At 41.3% G+C, this 23,228-nt stretch carries 19 protein-coding genes; 14 read left to right on the plus strand and 5 right to left on the minus strand.

Annotation, left to right across the window (positions count from 1 at the left end):
- Positions 1-7 precede the first annotated feature (7 nt).
- A complete protein-coding gene (locus tag FQ085_RS10450; RefSeq protein WP_149456551.1) occupies positions 8-781 on the plus strand; it encodes an HAD-IIA family hydrolase in 774 nt (257 codons plus the stop codon).
- Here FQ085_RS10450 and FQ085_RS10455 read toward each other — a convergent pair.
- Positions 776-1,339 carry a glycerol-3-phosphate responsive antiterminator gene (locus tag FQ085_RS10455; RefSeq protein WP_071153926.1) on the minus strand — a complete coding sequence of 188 codons (564 nt, stop codon included), beginning with the start codon at positions 1,337-1,339 and terminating at the stop codon, positions 776-778. The two genes, FQ085_RS10450 and FQ085_RS10455, sit on opposite strands and share 6 nt — an antisense overlap.
- Positions 1,340-1,749: 410 nt before the next feature.
- Between FQ085_RS10455 and FQ085_RS10460 the strand changes: the two genes are divergently transcribed.
- The gene (locus tag FQ085_RS10460) at positions 1,750-3,408 is read left to right on the plus strand and encodes an SWIM zinc finger family protein (RefSeq protein ID WP_058386234.1); all 1,659 of its coding nucleotides are present in this window, start codon (positions 1,750-1,752) and stop codon (positions 3,406-3,408) included.
- A gap of 76 nt (positions 3,409-3,484) precedes the next feature.
- Positions 3,485-3,940: a hypothetical protein gene (locus tag FQ085_RS10465; RefSeq protein ID WP_149456552.1), complete on the plus strand. Its 456-nt coding sequence runs from the start codon at positions 3,485-3,487 to the stop codon at positions 3,938-3,940.
- A gap of 124 nt (positions 3,941-4,064) precedes the next feature.
- On the opposite strand, the gene FQ085_RS10470 is transcribed toward FQ085_RS10465, so the two are convergent.
- The 3 genes from FQ085_RS10470 to FQ085_RS10480 form a co-directional block, all read right to left on the minus strand.
- On the minus strand, positions 4,065-4,406 hold the full coding sequence (locus tag FQ085_RS10470; RefSeq protein ID WP_149456553.1) for a hypothetical protein: 342 nt from the start codon (positions 4,404-4,406) through the stop codon (positions 4,065-4,067).
- 320 nt (positions 4,407-4,726) lie between these two features.
- Entirely contained in the window at positions 4,727-6,601 is a 1,875-nt protein-coding gene (locus FQ085_RS10475; protein ID WP_149456554.1) for an SEC-C metal-binding domain-containing protein, read from the minus strand.
- 349 nt (positions 6,602-6,950) lie between these two features.
- Complete coding sequence (locus FQ085_RS10480; RefSeq protein WP_149456555.1) at positions 6,951-8,414, minus strand: amidase family protein; 1,464 nt, start codon at positions 8,412-8,414, stop codon at positions 6,951-6,953.
- 172 nt (positions 8,415-8,586) lie between these two features.
- Here FQ085_RS10480 and FQ085_RS10485 point away from each other — a divergent pair, with 172 nt between their 5' ends.
- The gene (locus FQ085_RS10485) at positions 8,587-9,429 is read left to right on the plus strand and encodes an aldo/keto reductase (protein ID WP_149456556.1); all 843 of its coding nucleotides are present in this window, start codon (positions 8,587-8,589) and stop codon (positions 9,427-9,429) included.
- A gap of 78 nt (positions 9,430-9,507) precedes the next feature.
- Here FQ085_RS10485 and FQ085_RS10490 read toward each other — a convergent pair whose 3' ends face one another.
- Positions 9,508-10,554 carry an FUSC family protein gene (locus FQ085_RS10490; RefSeq protein WP_149456628.1) on the minus strand — a complete coding sequence of 349 codons (1,047 nt, stop codon included), beginning with the start codon at positions 10,552-10,554 and terminating at the stop codon, positions 9,508-9,510.
- 391 nt (positions 10,555-10,945) lie between these two features.
- Between FQ085_RS10490 and FQ085_RS10495 the strand changes: the two genes are divergently transcribed.
- The 10 genes from FQ085_RS10495 (at position 10,946) to FQ085_RS10540 (ending at position 23,196) form a co-directional block, all read left to right on the plus strand.
- Positions 10,946-11,551, plus strand: a complete 606-nt coding sequence (locus FQ085_RS10495; protein WP_245830230.1) for an ECF transporter S component — start codon at positions 10,946-10,948, stop codon at positions 11,549-11,551.
- A gap of 53 nt (positions 11,552-11,604) precedes the next feature.
- A complete protein-coding gene (locus FQ085_RS10500; RefSeq protein ID WP_058386227.1) occupies positions 11,605-12,342 on the plus strand; it encodes an energy-coupling factor transporter transmembrane component T in 738 nt (245 codons plus the stop codon).
- Positions 12,342-13,205 carry an energy-coupling factor ABC transporter ATP-binding protein gene (locus tag FQ085_RS10505; protein ID WP_149456557.1) on the plus strand — a complete coding sequence of 288 codons (864 nt, stop codon included), beginning with the start codon at positions 12,342-12,344 and terminating at the stop codon, positions 13,203-13,205. The genes FQ085_RS10500 and FQ085_RS10505 overlap by 1 nt, the downstream gene beginning before the upstream one ends.
- Positions 13,198-14,022 (plus strand): energy-coupling factor ABC transporter ATP-binding protein, encoded by an 825-nt coding sequence (locus FQ085_RS10510; RefSeq protein WP_149456558.1) that lies wholly within the window; start codon positions 13,198-13,200, stop codon positions 14,020-14,022. The genes FQ085_RS10505 and FQ085_RS10510 overlap by 8 nt, the downstream gene beginning before the upstream one ends.
- Before the next feature lie 374 nt (positions 14,023-14,396).
- Positions 14,397-15,632, plus strand: coding sequence for an ABC transporter substrate-binding protein (locus FQ085_RS10515; protein WP_149456559.1), 1,236 nt, complete (start codon positions 14,397-14,399; stop codon positions 15,630-15,632).
- Between the two features lie 111 nt (positions 15,633-15,743).
- On the plus strand, positions 15,744-16,727 hold the full coding sequence (locus FQ085_RS10520; RefSeq protein ID WP_149456560.1) for a carbohydrate ABC transporter permease: 984 nt from the start codon (positions 15,744-15,746) through the stop codon (positions 16,725-16,727).
- A complete protein-coding gene (locus FQ085_RS10525; protein WP_058386222.1) occupies positions 16,705-17,526 on the plus strand; it encodes a carbohydrate ABC transporter permease in 822 nt (273 codons plus the stop codon). The genes FQ085_RS10520 and FQ085_RS10525 overlap by 23 nt, the downstream gene beginning before the upstream one ends.
- A gap of 21 nt (positions 17,527-17,547) precedes the next feature.
- A complete protein-coding gene (locus FQ085_RS10530; RefSeq protein ID WP_149456561.1) occupies positions 17,548-20,610 on the plus strand; it encodes a glycoside hydrolase family 2 TIM barrel-domain containing protein in 3,063 nt (1,020 codons plus the stop codon).
- A 21-nt stretch (positions 20,611-20,631) separates the two neighbouring features.
- On the plus strand, positions 20,632-22,314 hold the full coding sequence (locus FQ085_RS10535; protein ID WP_149456562.1) for an amylo-alpha-1,6-glucosidase: 1,683 nt from the start codon (positions 20,632-20,634) through the stop codon (positions 22,312-22,314).
- Positions 22,315-23,196, plus strand: coding sequence for a DMT family transporter (locus FQ085_RS10540; protein ID WP_058386219.1), 882 nt, complete (start codon positions 22,315-22,317; stop codon positions 23,194-23,196).
- The last annotated feature ends 32 nt before the right edge of the window (positions 23,197-23,228 follow it).

The following is a 23,228-nucleotide window of genomic DNA, read 5'->3' on the forward strand; positions in this document are numbered from 1 at the left end:
GGATAGCATGAGGGGTTTCATATTTGATTTGGATGGAACAATTTACGTTGAAAATATCGTCATCAAAGGTGTTGTTGAAGCGATAAAAAGCTTAAAAGCGCGCGGAGATAAAGTTGTGTTTTTGACTAACAAATCGATAGCTAAAAGAGAAGATTACGTCACTAAACTAAACAGTCTGGGTATTCAAGTGAAATTAGATGAAGTCATAAATTCAAATTACATTACTGCTCATTATCTAAAATCACAGATGAAGGAAGACGATACCGCCTATGTAATTGGAGAGAAACCATTGTTTTTGGAACTGGAAGAGGAACAAATAAAGCTGGCAGATATTCCTGCCAGCGCTTCTTATGTCGTGTTAGGTTGGGATCGTCAGTTTACTTACAATAAGTTAAATGATGCATTTCAGGCATGGCGTAATGGAGCAGTAATCATTGCAACAAATCCAGATAGAACTTGTCCTATGATTGAAGGAGAAGTTCCAGATTGTGGTGCAATGATTGGTGCAATGGAAGGTGCAACAGGAGAACCTGTCACTTTGATAACAGGGAAACCATCTTCATTAATGGCCGACTATATTTTAAATCGTGTATTGAAAATGAAAGCTTCAGATTGTTTTATGGTGGGGGATCGTCTAGAAACAGATATTCGAATGGCAAATGAAGCGGGTATCCAATCTGTTCTTGTACTGACGGGAATTACGAAACCAGAGATGTTGAAACAAGCGAGTTTTAAACCTGATTATGTATTAGAAAGTGTGAAAGACATTTGCACCTTATAAATCAAAATTCCACATCTCAGAATTTCCAGAAGAAACAGCAAGTGCACCAGCTTTTAAAGCTTCGTGAACTTCAGAGATGTTATCGATTAGGCCACCAGCTATAATAGGGAAGTCAATCTCATGTGATAATTGATCAATGATTTTTGGCATAATGCCGGGCATAATTTCAACAGCGTCGGGTTTACAGGATTTGACCATTTCAATCCCTTTTGCAATTGCAGTATGATCTAAAAGAAAAATTCGTTGAATGGTTTTTAAACCAAGTTCATTAGCCATTTTAACCATATGACTTTTAGTCGTAATAATTCCTGTGGGTTTCCATTGACTAGAAACGTATTCAATGGCATTACGAGAATTAGAGAGGCCGTCGATAAAGTCCAAATGAATAAATACGTGTTTACCAGCATCGCGCAGTTGATCAACGTAACTTGAAATCGTCATTAAATTTCCAGTTAACAAGAAGACAATATTTGCCTTGCTGTTCAGTGCATGATCTAAATCCATTTCGTTTGTTACAGATGCGATCATTTGAGATTCAACCATATCCACTAAACTCATACTTATCATCCTTTCGCCTTAGTATGTATTATAGGGATAGTGTACCATATGCACAAATTTCTGAATAAAAAAATTTTAAAAGGAATCGTCTAAAAATGGCTTGTGGGAAGTACTTCCATGAGCTTTTTTTAACTTCTGCGTGCCATCTGTTGGTGAGTGGGTCGTACAAGCACGAATTATATTAAAAGCTGAATAAAATCACATAAAATTTCTAAACGATTCCAACGGTACACGACAATTTATATCCTTACATTGCCACACCCGCTATACCTGCATTGCGGGTATGGCTTTTTTATTTTACTCATCTCTAATACGCCTGGTTACACATCGTCAACTATCCCGCTCTTTATAAAAGAACTACCTATAACCTTAGTTCCACAAAGGTTATAATCAACCCAGGGGGGATTCTCATGAACTTACGTAATTTGAAGACCTATGTGCCGGCAGTGATTTACAAGCGCGGCTTGGATTATTTTGAGCGAGATTTTGTTGAAGAGCTGACGGAAAACGCGCCGAATCGTTGGCATGCGGTTGTGGAGGGCACTTGGGATTATGATATAACCGTCAAGTTGACGGGAGAGGAAACGATCGTGTCGACTTCTTGTAACTGTCCGTTTGAATCGGATTCGCTGTGCAAGCATGAAGTGGCCGTGTGTCTCGCAATCTGTGAAGCTAAAAAAGAAAAGAGTTCGGCAAGCGTAGATGTGCGGGCGCAACTAAAGGCGTTGAAAAAAGCAGAGCTACTTGAAATTTTTGAGGAGTTGTTGAAAAAGCAGCCAGCAGTAGATCTTTACTTAACAGAGAAATTTTCGAATGCGAGCGGGTTGGACGAACAAACGGCACGTCGTATTATTCAGAATTCAGCTAACCGCGCGAGTCGTAGAGGATTTATCGAATGGGACCGGGCAAATCAGGCAATTGAAGGGGCAGAAGAAGTTCAAGAATATGTAGATAGCTTGCAGATAGAGCAAGATGCTGAGAAAATGATCTGCCTCAGTTTGATCGTCATCGAGGAATGCAGTGAAATGATGCAAATGGCGGATGACTCAGGAGCAGATATCAGTTCGACAATTAATGAGAGTCTAGCTAAAATTGATAAGACACTGGCAGAGTGGCCAGAACAACTGGATGAGTCGACTGTTGATCACATGCTCGAACTACTATATCCACACATCTTATTCCATTTGAAACAAGACATTATAGACGTTGCGGGTGATTTACTACAATCAGTCCTGCTATGGAATGAAAAGGGCGATTTCGCGGACAAATTCTATGATTTTATTGAAAAAGTGATTGGCAGTAGAGAAATGCAAAATCAGTCGTATTCGTATACTGAAGAGCAGTTCCGCATGTGCCAGCTCGTGATTTTGCAGCAGGCTGGCGATCAGCAAGCGATCGAATCTTTCTGTATGAAGCATCATCGCTATTCGGGAATTCGTAAAGCACAGATTCTACAGGCGCTGGATGCGGGTGAATTCGAAAAAGTCATCCGGTTGTGTGCCGAGTCGGAACAATTGGATGTGAAGTCTGCAGGGTTGATACAGGACTGGAAAAAATTGCGCTTTCGAGCTTATGAAGGCATGGGCAACAAAGCGGGGATGGTTGACCTCAGCTACCAATTCGCATTAGATGGAGAGCAAGAATATTATAACAAGTTGAGAAGTTTAGTAGTTGTGGAAGACTGGCCGAAAAAGATGGAAGCGATGCTTGCGGAGATGAAAATGCGTCCGCGGTGCCGTCCGCTTTATCTGGGTATTTTGATTGATGAAAAAAGATTTGCTGAGCTGCTGGACTATTGCGAGAAAGATGTCGCTGCGATCGAACGCTTGCATCCGCATTTAGTAGCTGATTACCCACATGAAGTGAACGAAATCTATACAAGCTACATCTACCGCTTAGTTGAACCTGCTTCTAATCGCAAGGCATACTGGAGTGCGTGTCAAAAAATCAACGGTTTCCAACAAGCGTTGGGTGCTGATGCAGCGAAGAGGTTGATCGAAGAGCTGAAGTTTATGTATCCGAAACGAAAAGCGTTTTTGGATGAGTTGGGGAAGGTTGAGGGGAAGTAAGTAAAAAGCGCGCTCTGTGAAACGAAACGATAATATGCAATGATAGAATCAGTAAGTAATTCAAAGGAGTGACAAAATGGACGGAATAGTAAAACAAAAATTGAAAGAAATACGCGAAGTGTTTGAGGAACTTCCTCATTGTAAAGTTGAAACGAGCGTAGATGAGCAGCTTGTAATCACAGGTGACAAACCGGTCTCTTGGAGTGACTCTCTTGAAAACCAAAATGCGGAATCTACGCATAAAATGGGAACGATTAAACCGCATAAAGCTTCCCTTGGTCTTTATATTGATTTTCCGCACGGGTATTTGGATGTGGATAAGTTGGAAGCCATTATTAACCCAGAAGGAACGTTAATGTATTATCCACCGGGTACAAAGGCGCCTACTATAAAAAGCTGGTGGCGATTCCGTTCTGATGAACAATTTGACAGTCTTCACCTCGTTCTCAGAAAAATTGAGTTAGCTTATTATAATTTTAAACGAGAAGATTGGGTGGAGTTAATGCGAGAGATTACGGACGCTCATAAATAAGACAATTGAAAGTCAATTCCTCGGAAAAAAGCAGTTCTAAACGATTTGAATTGTTTTGCTCTCTAGAAAGCGAAATCATCAAAAAGCAAGCACCTAAAGGGCCGCTTGCTTTTTTGTCTGCTGTTTAGTCAAACTGTTCGTTTTCTGGTGGTCCCAATTTATCGGTCAAAATCTCTAGGATGTCGTCAAAATACTTGCCGTCATACCACAATTCTTTATACGAAGCTGAACGGATAATTGCCCGTGGCTCTACTTTTGTTACATCAATCTGAGCCGTGTGGCTAGAGCCTGTTTCTTCAAGTTCTTTCTTCTTCTCACGAATAAAGCTGTCCATGTTATCCACTTCGTAATGCTGAAATGTTTCCACCACATCATCAAATAACGGCATCGTGTCTTCGGGGCTTTCAAACAGCCAAGAATAACCTTTTTTGTCATTGACCAAGCGTAGCGTCAGTTGATATTCCAAAAAACCATCTCCTCGTATAGTATGTTTAAGGTGCAAATCCATCTTGTAGCTGAGCATATCGTAGCAAAATGGGCTGTAATAAGCGTATACCCGATTTTCACACAGTCAGTCCTGAAGAAAACAAAATTGCTAAGTGAAATAGCTGTTTCGAAAACAGTAGATACGGATACTTTTAATCCATCTCTTCACTGAAAAAGATATGTGAAAGCCCGACAAGCGAAGGAAGCGCTTCTCAAAAAGTGAAATCAAAAGCCCGTCACAAGAGCGTCTACTCACTCGTGATGGGCTTTTGCGTTGATTTTATTCGGAAAGTAGTTGCATCAAATAAACTTCTTAATTCCTGGCATGCCATAGATCAGCCAGTAGATGAGTTTTGCTTCGTCTTCGTTGCCACTTTCAAGAGATAGCGAACGAGGAAATTCACCTGGATTTTTGTCCTCTTCGATAAGATCAAGGAGATCCACGTTCCAGATGACCGCTTCTATAGAAAGCTCTTCTAATTCGCTGCCTTCGAGCGTACCATCATGCATATCCATGATGGAATCAAAGTAAAAATCGATCGCTTCGTATTCTTCTGGCGGGAATTCGGCCATAAAGTCTTCTGCTTTGCTCCACTTTCCGGCACGAATATAAGTGCTTGCGAGCAACCACCGTGCACCTTGCTGATCATTCGGATTCAGTTCTAATAACGTTTCAAATGGCTGGATCGATTCAGCATATTTTTTCTGACTCATTAACCAAGCGCCATAGGCAAATAAAGCACGCAAGAATGGTCGGTGCAACACGTAATCCCAAGTGATGTCAGCATCTTTTTCAAGTTCTGACTTTTGCTGCCCGGATTGGATAGCCTTCAGGTAATGTTTTTGTTTCTCCGCAGGATCTGACGTGATTTCAGCCATCAGCAAATTGGCATCTGTATTTTCAGCATCCAGTTTAAACGCCTGCTTTGCTAGTTTTTGGCGTTCTTTTTCAGTGACAGCGTCATAAGCTTGATAGCTCAAAAGTTGTGCAGCTTCCCTATCATCTGCGGGTAAGTAAGGCGAGTTCATCGATTGTTGAACGATTTGGTTCAGATCAATTTCAGATTCGGCATCTGAATGTTGTACCCGCATAACCATCTGCCACATGCCACTTTCGGTGATTCGCGGGTCGGTTCCCATTGTCGTTAGCATTTGTGGCATGAACATGTCTGGATCAACATCCATAGCAACATCCGGATTTTGCATATGTTCCGGCATATCTTTCATGCGATCCATCAAGTAATTTTCCATGAGATCCCGGTACTTTGTTAAGGAAGCAACGGAAGTGTCGAAATACTCGGCAAGGTTTTTTTGCGAGACGTAGAGATTTCCGAAAAAGCCAAAGGTGTTAATGGTTTGTAAAATGCCAGCAGCAACACCTTCTGGTTTACGAGCGTTGAGCGGAACTTCGGTAAGGAAAGCGTAAGCCATAGTCTTCGGAAGCTCACTTTGTAACTGATGTCTTGTCAAGAAGCGTTCGACCAGATCTAATACATCTGTGCCAAATGCGGGAAGTTCCGGCAATTGAGCGTGTTCAGCAAAAACTTTATATAGCTCTAATGAATCATGGACACCGTCTTCTAGCTTAGATTTAATGCTTTCTACTACAACTGTCTGAAAGTGTGGGATAAAAAGGATGCCGGAAGTTGGCTGTAATTCTTTTTCATTTTCCAAAGGGTTGCGCATAACGAGCCCAAATAGCCACTCGCCTGGTCGAGCTTGCGTTGATAACGGGAAATGATAAATATCATTCGTAAGTTCATCACGAATGATGAAATTACCATCTTCCACTGCCTGTATTTTTGCAAGCAAATAAAACGGGTCTTCCCAAGAAGTGAGGATATCTAAGATACGTTGGCGTTTCTGATGCTTTTTTTGACGAGTGATGTATTTTCTCCAAATGTCCACTCGGTCATAAAACACATAAGCTTCATACGCGACAGCTTCAATCATATCCTTGTCAAACACTCCAGACAAAGCTTTATGCCAGTGACGAGTGAGTTGTTCCGCTTCGAAATAATTTGCCGGCTCTAGTCCTTCTTCAGAAAAACCTTCCATAATGCTTTCCAGTTCTAAATTAATTATTTCCTGTATATCCACCACTTGCTCTTTACCGCAACATTTTTTGTATTTCCTGCCACTGCCGCATGGGCAAGGATCGTTTCGTCCAACCACAAGATCATCTCTTTTCTTTAGTTGTTTTCTTCATCGTACAGAGACTGGGATCCAAGTTCAAGAGTGAGTTGAGAAAAAGAAGCGTGTCCTTGAAAAGGGAAATTTCTAACTGATTTTGACAATTCCCCAGTTTATAACTCACTCATTGCGGCGCTTATTAAACGAACAGCGCAGCAGTAGCTTTTTGTTTTTTCTATCTTACAAATTACGAGGCAGTATCTACACAAAAAAAAGGAGGTCTAGCCACCAATCCCGCAAAATTATCAGAAAATATTATGAAAAACACCCTTACTGACCGACTGGCATCTCGATGCCAACTTTTCAGTAAAGGGTGTTTTAAATGTCTCAATTAAACTCTATAAGATTCCAAATCCGGTGCTTGGCGTTTCAAGCTTGCCTGTTCATAAGAAAAGGCGAGCTCGATCAAACGTGCTTCGCTAAACGCTTGTGCGCTAAACGTGACACCAACGGGATGCCCGCTGCTCGTATAGCCGGCTGGAACGGTGATGGATGGGTAGCCTGCTTTTGCGGGCATATCGGCACCGCGGTTGTTTTGGAATAATAATGCGTCCAGTTGGTGTTCTCGAGTGACGAAATCCAATCCTTCTAAAGTAGAAGTACGTAAATCAGTTTTGCGGTGTTCTAGGTATGTCGGATTGTTCAGATCGTCGCTCAAAGCCTGCGATTTTTCCAGCTCGGCTTGGCCGAATTTCATGCGACGCTCGGGTTCTTGTTTGTTGAATTCGATAACGTCTGCGAGTGATTTGACCGACACTTCAGTAGGTGTGGTGCGCAAATAGTCGTTGACGTTTCGCTTGAATTCATACCACAAGACGTCTGACTCAACTGATGACTTTGGAATCGTTACTTCAATAACTGTTGCACCGAGTGCTTTGATTTGCTCGATGGCCTCATCCATAATGGCACGCTCTTCTGGTGCTTTGTCGTTCAAAAAGCTCAGGTCGACGCCAATACGGGCGCCGTTCAAGCCGTCTTTTTTCAAGTACGGTGTGTAATCAGTGAGTGCATGGTCTGTGCTTTTTTGTGTTGCCGTGTCTTGTTCGTCGACACCAGTCATCGCGCCAAGCAAAATTGCCGCATCTGTCACAGTACGCGCCATCGGTCCGGCAGTATCCTGGCTTTCAGCAATCGGGATGATGCGCGAACGACTGACGAGGCCTAGGGTTGGTTTGATGCCGACAATCGAATTGGCACTCGATGGACTCAAAATTGAGCCGGATGTTTCCGTACCAACACCGACGACAGCGAAATTCGAAGCAATCGCGGCGCCTGTCCCTGAACTCGAACCGCCAACGTCTTCTGCTTTAAAGACACCGACGCCGTATGGGTTTAGCACTTGTCCGCCGAGTGAACTATAGCCACTCGGTCCTTCTTGCGACATAAAATACGCCCATTCGCTCAAGTTTACTTTGCCGAGAATGATGGCACCTGCATTTCGTAATTGCTTGGTGACAAAGGCATCTTCTTTAGCGAAATTGTGTTCGAGTGCAATCGCGCCGGCTGTTGTCGGCATCAGGTCAGCGGTTTCAATATTGTCTTTGAGCAACACAGGGATGCCGTATAGGGGACCTTGGTTATCTTGTCCGCGATTCTCATCTAGTTGTGCTGCGATTTTCAGTGCGTCGGGATTGATGGTCAAGACGGAATTGATTTTCGGGCCATTCTGGTCGAAATTTCTAATCCGCTCAAGATAAGCTTCGACTAGTTCCACGGAGGTAATTTTATGGTCACGGAAAGCTTGTTGAATGTCTTGGATTGTCGTTTCGTTTAACTGGAATGTATTTGTTTTCATATGTAGGCTCCTCACTAAAATGATGTGCTGTTGTTAATTGTACATTAATTCTTAATTTTACATAAAGTATAGTGTATCGCTGGACTTGAATAATAGTTTCGAAAACCAAATCGTTTGAGTTTGGAGAGATGGAAGAGTAATCTGAAAATAGAATTGAGAGGAGTGGGAGTAGATGGAAAAAGCAATTCCAGCAGTGACGTTAAACGACGGAACAACTTTACCCGTTATAGGACTCGGTACATACGGACTGTGGGGCAACGCGGGAGCGAACGCAGTCAGCAGTGGAATCAATGCCGGTTACCGGTTGATTGATACGGCATATAACTACGAAAACGAAGGAGCGGTCGGGGAAGGCATACGACGCAGCGGCATTCCGCGTGAAGAATTGTGGGTAACGTCCAAATTGCCGGGACGTTATCACACGTATGAAAAAGCTTTAGTAGCCATTCAAGAATCGTTGTATCGTTTGCAATTGGATTATTTCGATCTGTACTTGATCCACTGGCCAATGCCAAATCAAGACACTTACGTAGAAGCGTGGCAGGCATTGATCGATGCGCAAAAATGGGGGCTCGTCCGGTCGATTGGTGTCAGCAATTTTCTGCCAGATCACTTAGAGCGCATTATGAGTGAGACCGGGGTGACCCCAAGTTTGAACCAAGTGGAATTGCATCCGTTCTTTAACCAAGCGCATCAGCGCAACGTGCATGCGGATCATGGAATCCAAACACAGTCGTGGAGCCCAATTGCTAAAGCGAAAGATATTTTGACGAATGATACTATTGAGGAAATTGCCGAAACGCACAACAAAACCATTGCCCAAGTCGTGTTACGCTGGCAATACCAAATCGGTTCAGTCTCAATTCCACGTTCTACTTCACCTGAGCGGCAACGGGAAAACTTAGCTATTTTCGATTTTGAATTAAGTGAAGAGGAAATGACGTCAATTTCAGAGCTGTCCCGCCCAGACGGCAGATTGTTTGATATGGACCCGGCTACGCATGAAGAATTTTAAGAATAGGTGTTAATCTACATGCTAAAAAACGGTCGTGTTAGAAACTACTCAGTTTCTAACACGACCGTTTTTATGTTATTATTTCTCCGCATTTTTTTCTATCTTCATACTCTCCGGATCAAAAAACTTATCCACTAAATCGTAAATCGTGATGAGCTCATAAAGAATGGTGAATTCGGGTGGGAATTCCGTTGGGCGCAGAGCATCGCTTGCGGTGATGTTTTTACTATTGTCCCAAAACAAATCGGTCATGTTTTTTAATTGGCATTGGTGCTTTTCGTGATCGTAGTCGACTGAGTGTTTCAAGTCGTTTGCGAGTTCCGTGACGGCGTGCATAATAATCTCTCGCTCAGCGGTGCTCCATGTCAGCGTATGCAACGGGATATAAAGTAAGGCATCTAAATGGAATTCTAAGTTATGTAAGAAGAGCAATTGCTTTTCCGCCATTTGAAGCTCGGCTTCTCGCTCGCGCACCCACGGGTACAAACTGGATTCGTCGCGCTGGAAATGGATGAGTTTCTCGGTCTTCCGAACTTCGATGGTCAGTCCTTTTACGATTAACTTTTCTTCTTGGCGATTTGCATCACTGTTAAAAAGGATCGTTTGGAATGTTTGCTCCAACATGCTACCAGCTCGTTCACTAATGGATTGAATGCTTTGCAGAATATCTTTTCGGTAGTTAGGTGGGAACACCAGCATGTTGACAGCCGTAGACACTAGCAATCCAATCGTTGTTGTTCCTAGTCGAATGAAGAACGACACTAAGACATCGTCATGGATCACTTCAACCATCGCAACAGAGGTCAATGTGGCAACGAGTAATCCAGCGTGCAGATTGAGCCGGTAACAAACTAAAATCGTGGCAACTGCAGCGAGTGTATACGTAATCGGGGAATTCCCGAAGAGTGAGATAAAGAGGACAGCGAAGGCAGAACCAATCGCGGATGCCGGAAACCGGACCAGTCCTTTTTTAATCGAATCGCTAACGGTTGGTTCGATTGTCACAATGGCTGTGATGACCGCGAAGACAGGCGGCCAGCCAAACCATAAACAAATCGTCGCTGTCAAAAAGATCGCAATGCCGGTTTTCACAATTCGCCCGCCACTGAAATGAAAGGATCGCATCATCGTTTGACCCCCCTTCCTTTTGTGTAGTATTTTTTCCTGTAGTCCAGTATATCATTCATGTCTATAGAGACTCTAACTCAATTAGCAACATGTCCTTGGGGAGATTTCGTATCTATTCCGGAAATCACGCAATATTTAAAGCATATTGACTATTGACAACGTTTACATTAGCCTAAAGAAAAGGAAATAAAAACGTTTTCTTAAAAGAAAATAGTAAGAAAGTTGGTTGTATTCGCCTTATAAGATCTTGTGTTTGAGACTGTTGTTCAACTACTACTAGTTATCCTGTACTAAATAATAAAAAAAGAAGGAATGCCGAGAAAACGAAAGTAAATAATCATCAAAGCGAGACAAAAAGCGACGCACCTTACAAAAGGAGGAAATGAAAATGAAGAGAAACTATAAAAAAGATTTTACTTTACTAGCACTTTTACTTATTCCAATCGGGGTAGCCATTAACTTTGTTGGGTTTCAAGTAGCCCAAGTTTTAAGGTTACCCATTTTTTTGGACACAATCGGCACGATCTTAGTCGGTGTGATTGCAGGTCCGTTAGTTGCGATTGTAGCAGCTTTTATAACAAACTCAATTACTGCGATTTTTAATCCAATCTACTTCCCGTATGTTATTACATCCATGGCAATCGGTTTAGGTGCAGGTTTGCTTTCAAAATACGGCATGTTCCGCACGATTTATAAAGCCATAATTTCAGGTCTTATAATTACGGCAATCGCGGTAATAGCTTCTGCACCTATTACGGTTTTGTTTTTTGGAGGAGCGACAGGCAATACGTCGTCTGCCATTACGGCGACATTTTTAGCGATGGGTCAGAATATTTGGAGTGCAGTTTTCACTTCAACAATTATTACGGAAATTGCGGACAAAGTGATCTCGGTCTTATTTGTTTACTTTATCGTGAAAAGTATTTCGGATCGCTATTTATCCAAAATGAAGTATGGCCATTTGTATATGAAAAAGAGCAATCGCAATAAATAAGTATTTCGTTGCTTTTGACTAAGCGAAAAGTACGTTAAGGGAGATAATATAGGATGAAAAACTCACTAGTGAATTTGTATCCGTTAACCAAATTTTATTTTGCTTTATTTATTGCTGCTACTGTCATCATTGTTCCTAATTATGTGTTTGCCTTTGCTTGGTTTCCGGTGTTGGTACTGATCGCAGTTGCTGCTGGTGTGGCCAAGTCATTTTTATCTTTTATCTTAAAAACGTTAGTTATCTTGTTAGTCATTGTATTTTTGATGCAGTTATTCTTTTATCCCGGAGAAGAAGTTCTTGCCTCCTGGTGGATTTTTGAGATTTCCAGAGAAGGTTTGAATTATGGATTGACGTTAACTTCACGAATTTTAGCAATTGGTTCTGCTTTTATTTTATTTTTCCGCATTGTGGAAGTAAAAGATTTTGTGAAATCACTGGAAGATGCCGGCATGCCATCTGCAGGAGCGTATGTTGTATTGTCGACATTACAAATCATTCCAGAGATGCGACGTCAGTCAAACACCATAATGGAGGCTCAAAAAACACGAGGAGTCGAAACAGAAGGTTCGATTATAACTAGAGCAAAAGCTTTCTTTCCGACATTAACACCGCTCATTCTTTCTTCGATAGCAAGTACAGAAGAGAGAGCCATAACTTTAGAGGCACGGGCTTTTTCTGCACCTGGGAAAAAGACCAGTCTTCACAAGTTGACTAAACGGCCAATCGATCGTGTCCTGCCGTGGATTTATATCATTATTGTGATAGGACTTATTATTTGGAGGGTTTTCTGATGACATCAATCATCCAACTGAAAGACGTTTCTTACAGGTATCCCGTTGGTGATGAATGGGTACTGAAACATATAACAGTAGATATAAAAAAAGGAAGCTTTGTATCCATAGTCGGAAATAATGGATCAGGTAAAACGACACTTTGCAACATCATCAGAGGCTTTATTCCACATTTTCATAAAGGAGAATTGGACGGTACCGTTATACTGGATGGCAAAGATATGAATGACTATGAACTTGGCCAACTAAGTGAAAAGATTGGGTATGTTTTTCAAAATCCATTTACACAAATATCGGGTGTAAAAGAGACGGTTTTTGAAGAAGTGGCATATGGTCTAGAAAATTTAGGAGTTCCTGTAGAAGAAATCTATCCGAGAGTAGAAGAAGTTTTAACACTCGTTAATATTCAGGACTTACGTGAAAAAAATCCATTTGAACTTTCAGGAGGCCAGCGACAGCGTGTAGCACTAGCTTCTATTATTGTAATGGATCCAGAAATTTTAGTAATAGATGAGCCTTCTTCCCAGTTAGATCCTATCGGGACGGATCAAGTATTTGAAATCATTCGATTAATGAAGGAAAAAGGAAAAACAATTATCCTTGTAGAACATAAAATGGATTTGGTAGCTGAGCATTCGGATACATTAATTCTTTTAGACGAAGGCGTTATTTTAATGCAAGGCGAGACGAGGAAAGTATTGAGCGATCCTCTTTATGCAAGCGCAAATGTCCAGTATCCTCATGTAACCGAAGTAGCTCTTGAACTTCAAAAAGCCGGAGTTCCGCTAGAGTTTTTACCTATAAAATATGCTGAAATAATGACTTGTTTTAAAACTAGTGTAGGGGGATTAACTGATGACTAATCTCGTTTTGAACAATATTAGTTTCAAATACCCTGATGGAACACTGGCATTGGAAAATTTATCACTGGAAATTCCGCAAGGGCAGAGAGTGGCAATAGTGGGACAAAATGGTGCAGGAAAAACAACGGCAGTAAAACTGATGAACGGCTTATTAAAACCAACCACCGGCGAAGTTATTGTAGGAGAGTGGAATACAACTTCCAAGACCACCGCACAACTGTCACGAAAAGTAGGTTACGTTTTTCAAAATCCAGACGATCAAATCTTTCATAACGAAGTGATAAAAGAAGTGCGATTTGGACCGAAAAATATGGGATTTGATCCGGAGCGTATTGAAGAGATGACTCAATGGGCATTAGAGCTTTGTGGCATTTCACAGTATGCAGAAGAAAATCCGTACAATTTGCCGTATTCCATGAGAAAATTTGTGACGATAGCATCTGTTATCGCAATGGATTCTGACGTGATTATTCTGGATGAACCAACAGCGGGACAAGATAAAATTGGTTTGGAAATACTGGGGAATCTGTTGAAAACACTAGAGTCCATGGGGAAGACCGTAATAACCATCACCCATGATATGGAATTTGTAACCGATCATTTCAAGCGAATCATCGTGATGGCGAATCGTCGAATTGTGGCAGATGATCAAGCAATCGCCATTTTTTATCAAGAAGAAATTTTAAAAGAAAGTATGCTGAAGCCTCCGGCAGTTGCTCAAATGGCTGCTTTACTGAATATTCCTCATGCGGTTCTATCTAAAAAAGAGTTGATTGAGTATATAAAAAGTCACCATCAGTCTGTAGAGAAAGTATAATGCGTACGAAGACAATTGATAGTCCGTCACGGCCCTCACTCGTCTACATTGATGAACGTTACAAAGAGAAGACTGCGAATGTTTTACTGGAGAGCGGAGAGGCCATTTCTATAGATACGACCGTGCATAAAGGAAAGCTAGTTATAACGGAATAGAATAGCTACAATTCAATGGAACCGAAAAGCTCAAGAGGATGCGCGTCACAGGCATTCTCTTTTTTTATGGTCTCTTTTGAACTTTACTATACAAAACCTTTAAATAAAATCGGATTTTTCAGATTAATAATTATATTTTAGTAAAAATTACGATGAAAGGGTTTACTTTTAGTAAAACTATTGATTATAATACATTTATAAATAGCTAGGAGGGATAGGATGAAATTTTCAAAGGGGTATGTATTTCTCGTCTTTACTTTAGTGCTTGCCATGTTGTTATCGGCATGCAGTTCGTCAGAATCAAGCGATGGAAAAAACGAGGATGGCAAAGTCACACTTCGTTTTGCGACATGGGATGTAGGGGAAGATGTTGAACTTCAAGAGAAACTAATCGATCAATTTAACGCAGAAAACACAGATATTAATGTGGTTTTGGAGGCATATGGTGGGGATTATGATACCAAAATCACCGCAGGCATCGGGGCTAAAGATGCGCCTGACGTCATGTATATGTGGAATTACCCGCAATACAAAGATGCGCTTGAGCCATTAGATCCTTATATTGAAGAACGTGACAAAGAGTATAAAGAAAATTTCTATGAGGCATTATGGAACTACAACTCAATCAACGAGGATGTCTATGGACTTCCAGTAGGATATACAACTCATGTTGTTTACTACAACAAAGACTTGTTTGACAAAGCGGGTCTAGCGTATCCGAAAGCTGGATGGACATGGGACGAATTCCAGGAAGCTTCTAAGAAGTTAACAAATAAAGGGGACAAGACGACAGGTTTCGCTTTCCCAGGAAAACCAGATCCATATGATTTTGAAATGTATCTGTGGGGTAACGGTGCGTCTTACGTCGATGACAAAGGAAACCTAGACGGCAGCTTGAATTCACCTGAATCAATCGAGACGTTTGACATGTTTTATAACATGCTTGAAGAAGAAGTGGCTATCACTTCTGAGAGTTGGGGCGATACAGAAATGAAATCAGGCAAAGTTGGTATGATCATCAATGGCGCTTGGTACCTATCTGCTTTTGAAGAAGCTGGCATAAACTACGGCGTTGTTGAAATTCCATCGTTTGGAGACAAGCCAAGTGCAAGTATTGTAAGTTCTTCTGGAGTTGCGATGTCTAAAGACTCGGAGCACAAAGAAGAAGCATTTCGATTCATGGAATTCTGGACTGGGGAGCAAGCAAACAAAGAAAGACTTTCGTTTGAATTGCCAGTTCTTAAAAGCGTCGTAGAATCAGAAAAGTTAGAAGAAGATCCAACTAAAAAAGTATTCTACAGTATGTTGGAACAAAGTAAAGAATATACACCAACCTCCTTTATAACAGAGGATTGGAGTCAGTTATCGGAAAATTTAGAACTTACTTTCGAACAAATCTTCAACCCGAGTACTCGAGTCGAACCGAAAAAAGCCATTAAGACTGTAGTGGAATAATCGTGGCCAGTTAAGAAGATGAAGAAAAATGAGAAAGTATTTAGGTTCGTTCTCATTTTTCTTTATAAAGTGATTTATTGTTTTTAGGTCAAACCAATAAGAGGGAAAAACATGCCCATTAAAAAGAAAAAAGAAAAAAAGTTCACATTAATCCGTAAACGTGTTCCTTATCTATTCATCATGCCATGGATTATTGGTTATCTTGCATTCACGCTGGGACCACTCGCTTTTTCGCTAGTCATGAGTTTATTTGATTGGCCGATTGCCGGTGAAGCGAAATTTATCGGTATAGACAATTTCACTAAAATGTTCACAGCTGATCCTCAGTTTTACAATTCACTTCTTATTACATTCAAGTTTGCCCTTATTTTTGTTCCACTTAACTTAGGAGCAGCACTGGTTCTTGCGCTTCTCATTACGCAGCCAATTAAAGGGATGAAATTTTTTAGGACCATCTTTTATCTGCCCGCTGTCGTATCGGGTGTAGCAGTATCCATTATTTGGGGATGGATGTTTAACACGGAATATGGGGTTTTCAATTACTTACTGTCTTTTCTTGGACTTGAAGAACCGAGTTGGCTTATCGATCCGAAATGGGCAATTGTAGCCATCGTCATTGCCAGCGCATGGGGCGTCGGCACAATGATGCTGATTTTCTACACGGATATTAAAAGCATTCCGCACGATATGTACGAAGCGGCTGCAATTGACGGCGCCGGTGTGATTCGCCAATTTATTAGCATCACGATTCCGTCTATTACACCGACCATTCTCTTTAACGTGATTACTTCTGTCATTGCCGCATTGCAGCAATTAACGCTGGTGCTACTCTTGACGGGTGGCGGTCCGTTAAAATCAACGTACTTTTACGGACTGTTTGTCTACAACAATGCATTCAAGCACCATGAACTGGGCTATGCCAGTGCCAATGCGTGGTTCATGTTTATCATCATCATGCTATTTACATTAATGATCTTTAAATCTTCCTCAGCTTGGGTCTTTTATGAAGCCGAAGTAAAAAAGGAGAAAAAAGAAAAAAGGGAAAAAAAGAAAAAAAGTGAGGTGAAAAATAATGAAGATTTCCAAAAGGCATAAAATTATTGTTTACTCTGTCCTTGTTATTTTTTCCCTTTACTTTGTCTTTCCTTTTTTATGGGCATTGATTACTGCGATTAAAACAGAACCTGAAGTATTTTCGTACCCGCCAAAATTTATACCGGAAGAACTATTGTTCGGTAACTTTGTTGATGCCTGGAACAGCCAAAATTTCGGGGTTTATTTTAAAAACTCGGTGATTGTGACGGTCCTAACAACAATTGGTCAGCTAATTTCCTGTTCTCTCGTAGCTTATGGATTTGCGAGATACGATTTTAAATACAAAAACTTTCTGTTTGTTCTCTTGTTGTCCACCATGATGATTCCGTGGGACGTCACAATGATTCCACTTTATATGCAATTCAACATGCTTGGTTGGATCAATACGTTAAAACCTTTAATCGTTCCGGCGTTCTTTGGTTCTGCGTATTATATCTTTTTACTTCGCCAGTTCTTGATGAATATACCGAAAGATTTAGAAAACGCTGCCCGTATTGACGGGGCGAACGAGTTCCAAATATTTTATAAGATTTTCTTGCCTATTATGAAGGCGCCTCTCGTACTGGTAGCTGTTTTGAATGTTATTTTGGTGTGGAACGACTACCTTGGTCCTTTAATTTATTTGCAAGACAAAGCAAAATACACGATGACCCTTGGACTGGCATCGTTTCAAGGAGTCCATGAACTGCAAATCATTCCGATTATGGCTATTACACTGGTCATGGTTATTCCGCCAGTACTGGTCTTTATATTTGCCCAGAAATACATCGTTGAAGGAATCAGCGGTTCAATAAAGTAACGCTAATACGGAGGGAAATACATGCAACGAAAAATGAAACGATGGGAGGACGTCAGCCTGCTCGCTATGAACAGGTTGCCTGCCCATTCAGACTTTTATAGATACAAACAAATCAAAGAAGCTTTAGAAGTAACGAAAGAAAAAAGTGATGGATACCAAAGCCTTGATGGAGATTGGAAATTTCTTTACCTTCAGGCTCCGGAATATTCACCTCAGCATTTTGAGCAAGCTGAATTCGACATTGCGAGCTTAGACACGATTGCAGTGCCCTCTTGCTGGCAGTTACAAGGATATGGAAATATGCACTATACGGATGTTTTATACCTCATTCCGCTTAACCCTCCATATGTGCCGCATGAAAATCCAACCGGCATTTATTTCAAAGATTTAGTAGTCGAAAACATCGCCCAAGACGAAAACATTGTCTTAAAATTCAATGGCGTTGATTCTGCTTTTGACTTATTCGTCAATGGACAACATGCGGGCTACAGCAAAGTCTCAAGACTGCCGTCTGAATTCGACATTACGGATCTTATTCACGAAGGAACCAATCGATTGACTGTCAGAGTGTACCAATTTTCTGATGGAACTTACTTGGAAGACCAAGACATGTGGTGGTTTTCGGGTATTTACAGAAGTGTTGAACTTTTTAGACACCACAAAGATACGCTGCAGGATGTATGGATTGAGACGATTCCTGATGAATCTTATGAATCGTTTACGTTCCGTATCAACGGTTCTTTTTGGACGGACAGCATCAAAAAAGTAGACATACAGATTTACTTGAATGGCAAAGAGCAGAATTCCTTAGCAGTCCATGTTGAGGGCGGCAGTTTCCAAGCGACCAAAGAAATCAGTAAGCCTTTACTATGGAGTGCTGAAACCCCTCATCTCTATACAGCTGTCTTGCAATATGACTTGCCGTCAGGAGTCTCTGAGTCTGTACCGGTTCGATTTGGGTTCCGGTCTATTGAAATCAAAGACAATGAAATGAGAGTGAACGGCAAACGCATTTTCTTTAACGGAGTAAATCGTCACGATTTCAATCCAGATCAGGGAAGAACGGTTACTTATGAAGATATGTTGCAGGACGTTTTATTGATGAAGCAACACAACATCAACGCAGTCCGAACAGCTCACTACCCAAATCAGGATGTTTTTTATGACCTATGCGACGAATACGGACTTTATGTGATAGATGAGACAGACCTGGAATGTCATGGATTTGAAAACACCGGAAATTACAACTGGATCAGCGACAACGAACAGTGGGAAAAGCAATACGTCGATCGTGCGATTCGGATGGTAAAGAGAGACCGGAACCATCCGAGTGTCATCATTTGGTCTTTAGGAAATGAATCGGGTGTGGGCCGAAACTTTACAGCCATGTACGATGCCATCAAGAAAACGGATGCGACTAGGCTTGTTCACTACGAAGGAGACCGAGTGGCGGCTTACAGTGACATGTACACAACGATGTATACTCGGTTGAATGCACTCGAAGAAATCGGACAGAATGCGGAAGGCAAAAAACCACATTTGCTTTGCGAATATGGTCATGCTATGGGAAATGGACCTGGCGGCTTGACGGAATACCAAGAAGTCATGAGAAAATACCCGAGACTACAAGGTGGGTTTATTTGGGAATGGTACGATCATGGCATCCGGAAGACTGATGACGAGGGAAACACTTATTTTCTTTATGGTGGGGATTACGGAGACTTCCCTACTAACGGAAACTTCTGTATCGATGGACTGGTCTTTCCGGACCGCACACCCTCTCCTGCGTTAATTGAATACAAAAAAGTAATTGAACCCATTGTGACAGAAGCAACAGCGGACAATCCGTTTCGTGTGAAACTAAAAAACCGTTACGACTTCCGAAATTTGAAAGGCATCCATCTTCGCATTCGAGTGGAATCATTTTCAGAATTAATCGAAGAAGTGGAAGTCGAACTGCCCAGTCTTTCAGCAGGTGAAGAACTCGAATATACGTTGCCAATCGATCAAGCAAAAGCATTGGCGCATGAAGAGGTTTGGCTGCGGTTCATCTACAGTGAACCAGAAGCTACAAATTACGCAGAAAAAGGACACCCAATCACGCGTGAGAGTTTCTTGGTTGAGGTGACGAAGCGAAATAAGACCGTTAAAGATCTATCCCTTACTTCAAGAAATCAGATTTGGGTTGAGGAAACACCGGTAAGGTTGCGGGTAACGAGTGCACATTTTCAAGCGGAATTTTCAAAAGTGGAAGGGGCCTTAATCTCTTTTGCTCTCGACGGAGAAAAAATTGTTGAGGATGGTCCGGAACTAACTTTATGGCGAGCATCAATCGACAATGATATGTACAAACGGGCTGCTTGGCTCAACAAATACTTCATAAAAAATGCCAAGGAACAAATGGTGTCACTGGAATATCATGTTGCCGATGGATTTGTCGATGTAGAAATTCAAAAGTATATGTCTAGCCTCAACCAAGCATGGGGTTTTAACGTTCGCTATCATTATCGAATTACATCACACGGCGTATTAAATCTTCAATTGGTTGGTGAAAAAGTAAGTAGAGGAAACGAAATACCGGACATGCTTCCGAGAATTGGCATCAATATGAAGCTTAACCAGGCTTATAACGAAGTGACGTGGTACGGTCGTGGCGACTCTGAAAATTATCAGGACTCCAAGCGCAGTCAGCCAATTGGTCTTTACACGAAATCGGTTGAAGAGTTGCACACGGACTATGTCTATCCTCAAGAAAATGGATCGAGATGCGATGTCTCCTTCCTGGCATTGTCAAAAGGACAGCAGTCAATCCTAATTAACTTCAAGGAGATTCGCGACTTCACCATTCATGATTACGAAGTAGCAGCGCTTGAAGCGGCACAGCATCGTGGAAAAATTGAGAAATCCCCCTATAATGTGTTGACTGTCGACTACAGACAAAGCGGCCTGGGCAGCAATAGCTGTGGTGAAGAACAGTTACCACCGTATAGAGTAGGGGTAGAAGACTTTGAAATGACGCTTGAAATCAGAGCGATTCCTAAGTCCAACCTTATTGAAGAAAGTCGATTTTTTGTGGCAAGATAAAAAAGGGCTAGGAGAGATCGGATGAAACTAGATATTAAAGAAATCCCGTTTTCCAGATATGGCTCGTATTTTTGCATTTCGGAAGAGAAGGATTCGAATGATGTTTATATAAGAGATATTCACGGAGGGGATGATGCCCCTTCTCGGTTGTTCAAAATTGCTTTGGTAGAGAATGGAATTGAGCAGGATTTTGAAGTCCATGCTTCGGAAGTTTCTGTTCAATTCCACATTAAAGGACGTTCCGAAGCCGCTGTAGAAATGATAATTCCAAAAGAAAATGAACTTCATATAGAAGTGAAAAATATTGAACTTAAGCTGACTGCAGATAAAGGTAAGTATGATTCCATTATGGAATTAGCGAGAGGCATGTTTGAATATCATATTTATCCTAAAGAATTAAAACTGATGCTACTTAACCTTGGCGGGACTCTAAACGTTCAAGCGCCTTGGAACATTATTGGAAATGATTATATCGATATTTGTTTGAGTAAAGGACATTTTGTCTTTGAAAGTTACCAAACCGTTTACAAGGAGAAGAAATACTCGTCGTTTCACGAAGGCAAGGACCAAGTCACTAGACAATACAAGGCATGGTTTCAATCAATGAAACCTCTTCAGGCAGATGATCAGTATCTTTCTTCTATTGAAAGAGCGGCTTACATCACCTGGTCGAGCGTCGTTCACCCCCACGGACTATTACGGGAGCCTGCCATGTATATGTCCAAGTTATGGATGTATAATATTTGGTCATGGGATAATTGTTTTAATGCTTTAAATTTAGGAAGAGAACATCCGGAACTGGCTTATAAGCAATTGAAAATTTTTATGGATACACAGGACGAATCAGGAGCTTATCCAGATTTTGTGAACGATAAATTTATTTCTTATAACTGCACGAAGCCGCCAATATTTGCGTTAGTGTATGATCAGCTGATGCAAAAAAATGATTATTTTAAAGAAACATCGCGAATAAGGGAAGTCTTTGAATCTACTAAAAAAGTAATGTCTTATTACGACAACTACCGGACATTCAAAGAACGTCTTCCGCATTATAAACATGGCAATGATTCAGGTTGGGACAATGCTTCACTATTTCATGAAGGCATGCCAGTAGAAGCGCCGGACCTCGCCAGTTTTCTCATCCGTTCATCCGATATTTTAGCTTCTTTTGCGGAAATTCTGGGTGAAAAAGAAGAAGCCGTATCCTTTAAAGAAAGAGCCGATTCCATGTTTGAGTTATTGATGAGCCGGCTGTATGACGCAGATGGTTTTTATGGTAGAGTCGGAAAGGAAGGCAAAATCATAACGAATCGTTCCAGCTTGATTCTTAGGCTGCCGTTGCTGATTGCCTACCGGTTGGATAAAACCATTGCAGAAGAACTTGTTAACGACCTTGAGCAAAACTTTGAAACTCGCTTTGGACTTGCAACCGAAAATCCTTCAAGTCCTTATTACAAAGAAAATGGCTACTGGCTTGGTCCAATTTGGGCACCAGTCACTTATTTGTTCATTCACGCATTGGAGGCAAATGGTTACACGGTAGCAGCAGACAGGTTGCGGAAAAAGTTCCTTGACCTGACTTTGGAAGGCGGCATGGCGGAAAACTTTGACCCATTTACTGGGGAAGGGTTGGTCGATACATCGTTCACTTGGACATCAAGTGTGTTTTTACAACTTTTACATGAACACTATGGGGATGATTAAATGCGCAAGTACCTGGGAGAAACGCTTCTTATCATTACAGCGATTATATGGGGTAGCGGTTTTGTAGCAAATGCCATTGCGTTGGATCATTGGACACCTTACCAAATATTGGCGGGTAGATTTCTGATCGGGGCGGTTATGCTAATCGCTATTTTTTATCGCAGTATTCGCAATCTCAACAAAAAAATAATCATCCAAGGCGTCATATTGGGAATCTTCCTTTATGCAGCTTTTGCGCTCCAGACAGTAGGACTACAATATACAACACCATCAAAAAATGCGTTTTTGACGGCTGTTAATGTGGTGATTGTTCCTTTTTTAGCGCTCGTTATCTATAGAAGAAGAATAGACTTTTTCGAATTAGGCGGTGCTTTTTTGGCGATGCTCGGCGTCGGTGTGCTTTCGCTGAAAATAAATTCGACTATCAATATCGGGGATTTGTTGACCCTCGGTTGTGCCGTGTTTTTTGCACTTCAAATTTTTTATACGGCAAAGTACGTAAAAGACTCAGATCCGATACTCCTGACGCTTGTACAGATTACTGTGGCTGCAGTGATTGGTGTACTGGTTGTCGTTTTCAAGGGAGATCCGCTTGTTGTAGCTGAAAAAGAAGGGATTCTATCTCTTGTCTACTTAGGTGTTTTTTCAACTACGATTGCCTATCTTCTTCAAACCGTCGCTCAGAAGTGGTTATCTGAAACGACCGCGGCGATTATTCTTTCAACCGAATCTTTTTGGGGGATGGTCTTTTCTGTAGCGCTTCTCGCAGAAGTGATGACGTTCAAAATGATCGTGGGTGCTGCATTGATTTTATGTGCCATTGTCGTTTCAGAAACGAAATTTTCGTTTCTCAAAAAGAATAAATTAGAAAGAATCAGCTGAACATGTATATAATGGAAGAAAGAGAAAAGTTA

This window comes from Planococcus sp. ANT_H30 (assembly GCF_008369335.1).
In the GTDB taxonomy this organism is placed as follows: Bacteria; Bacillota; Bacilli; order Bacillales_A; family Planococcaceae; genus Planococcus; species Planococcus kocurii.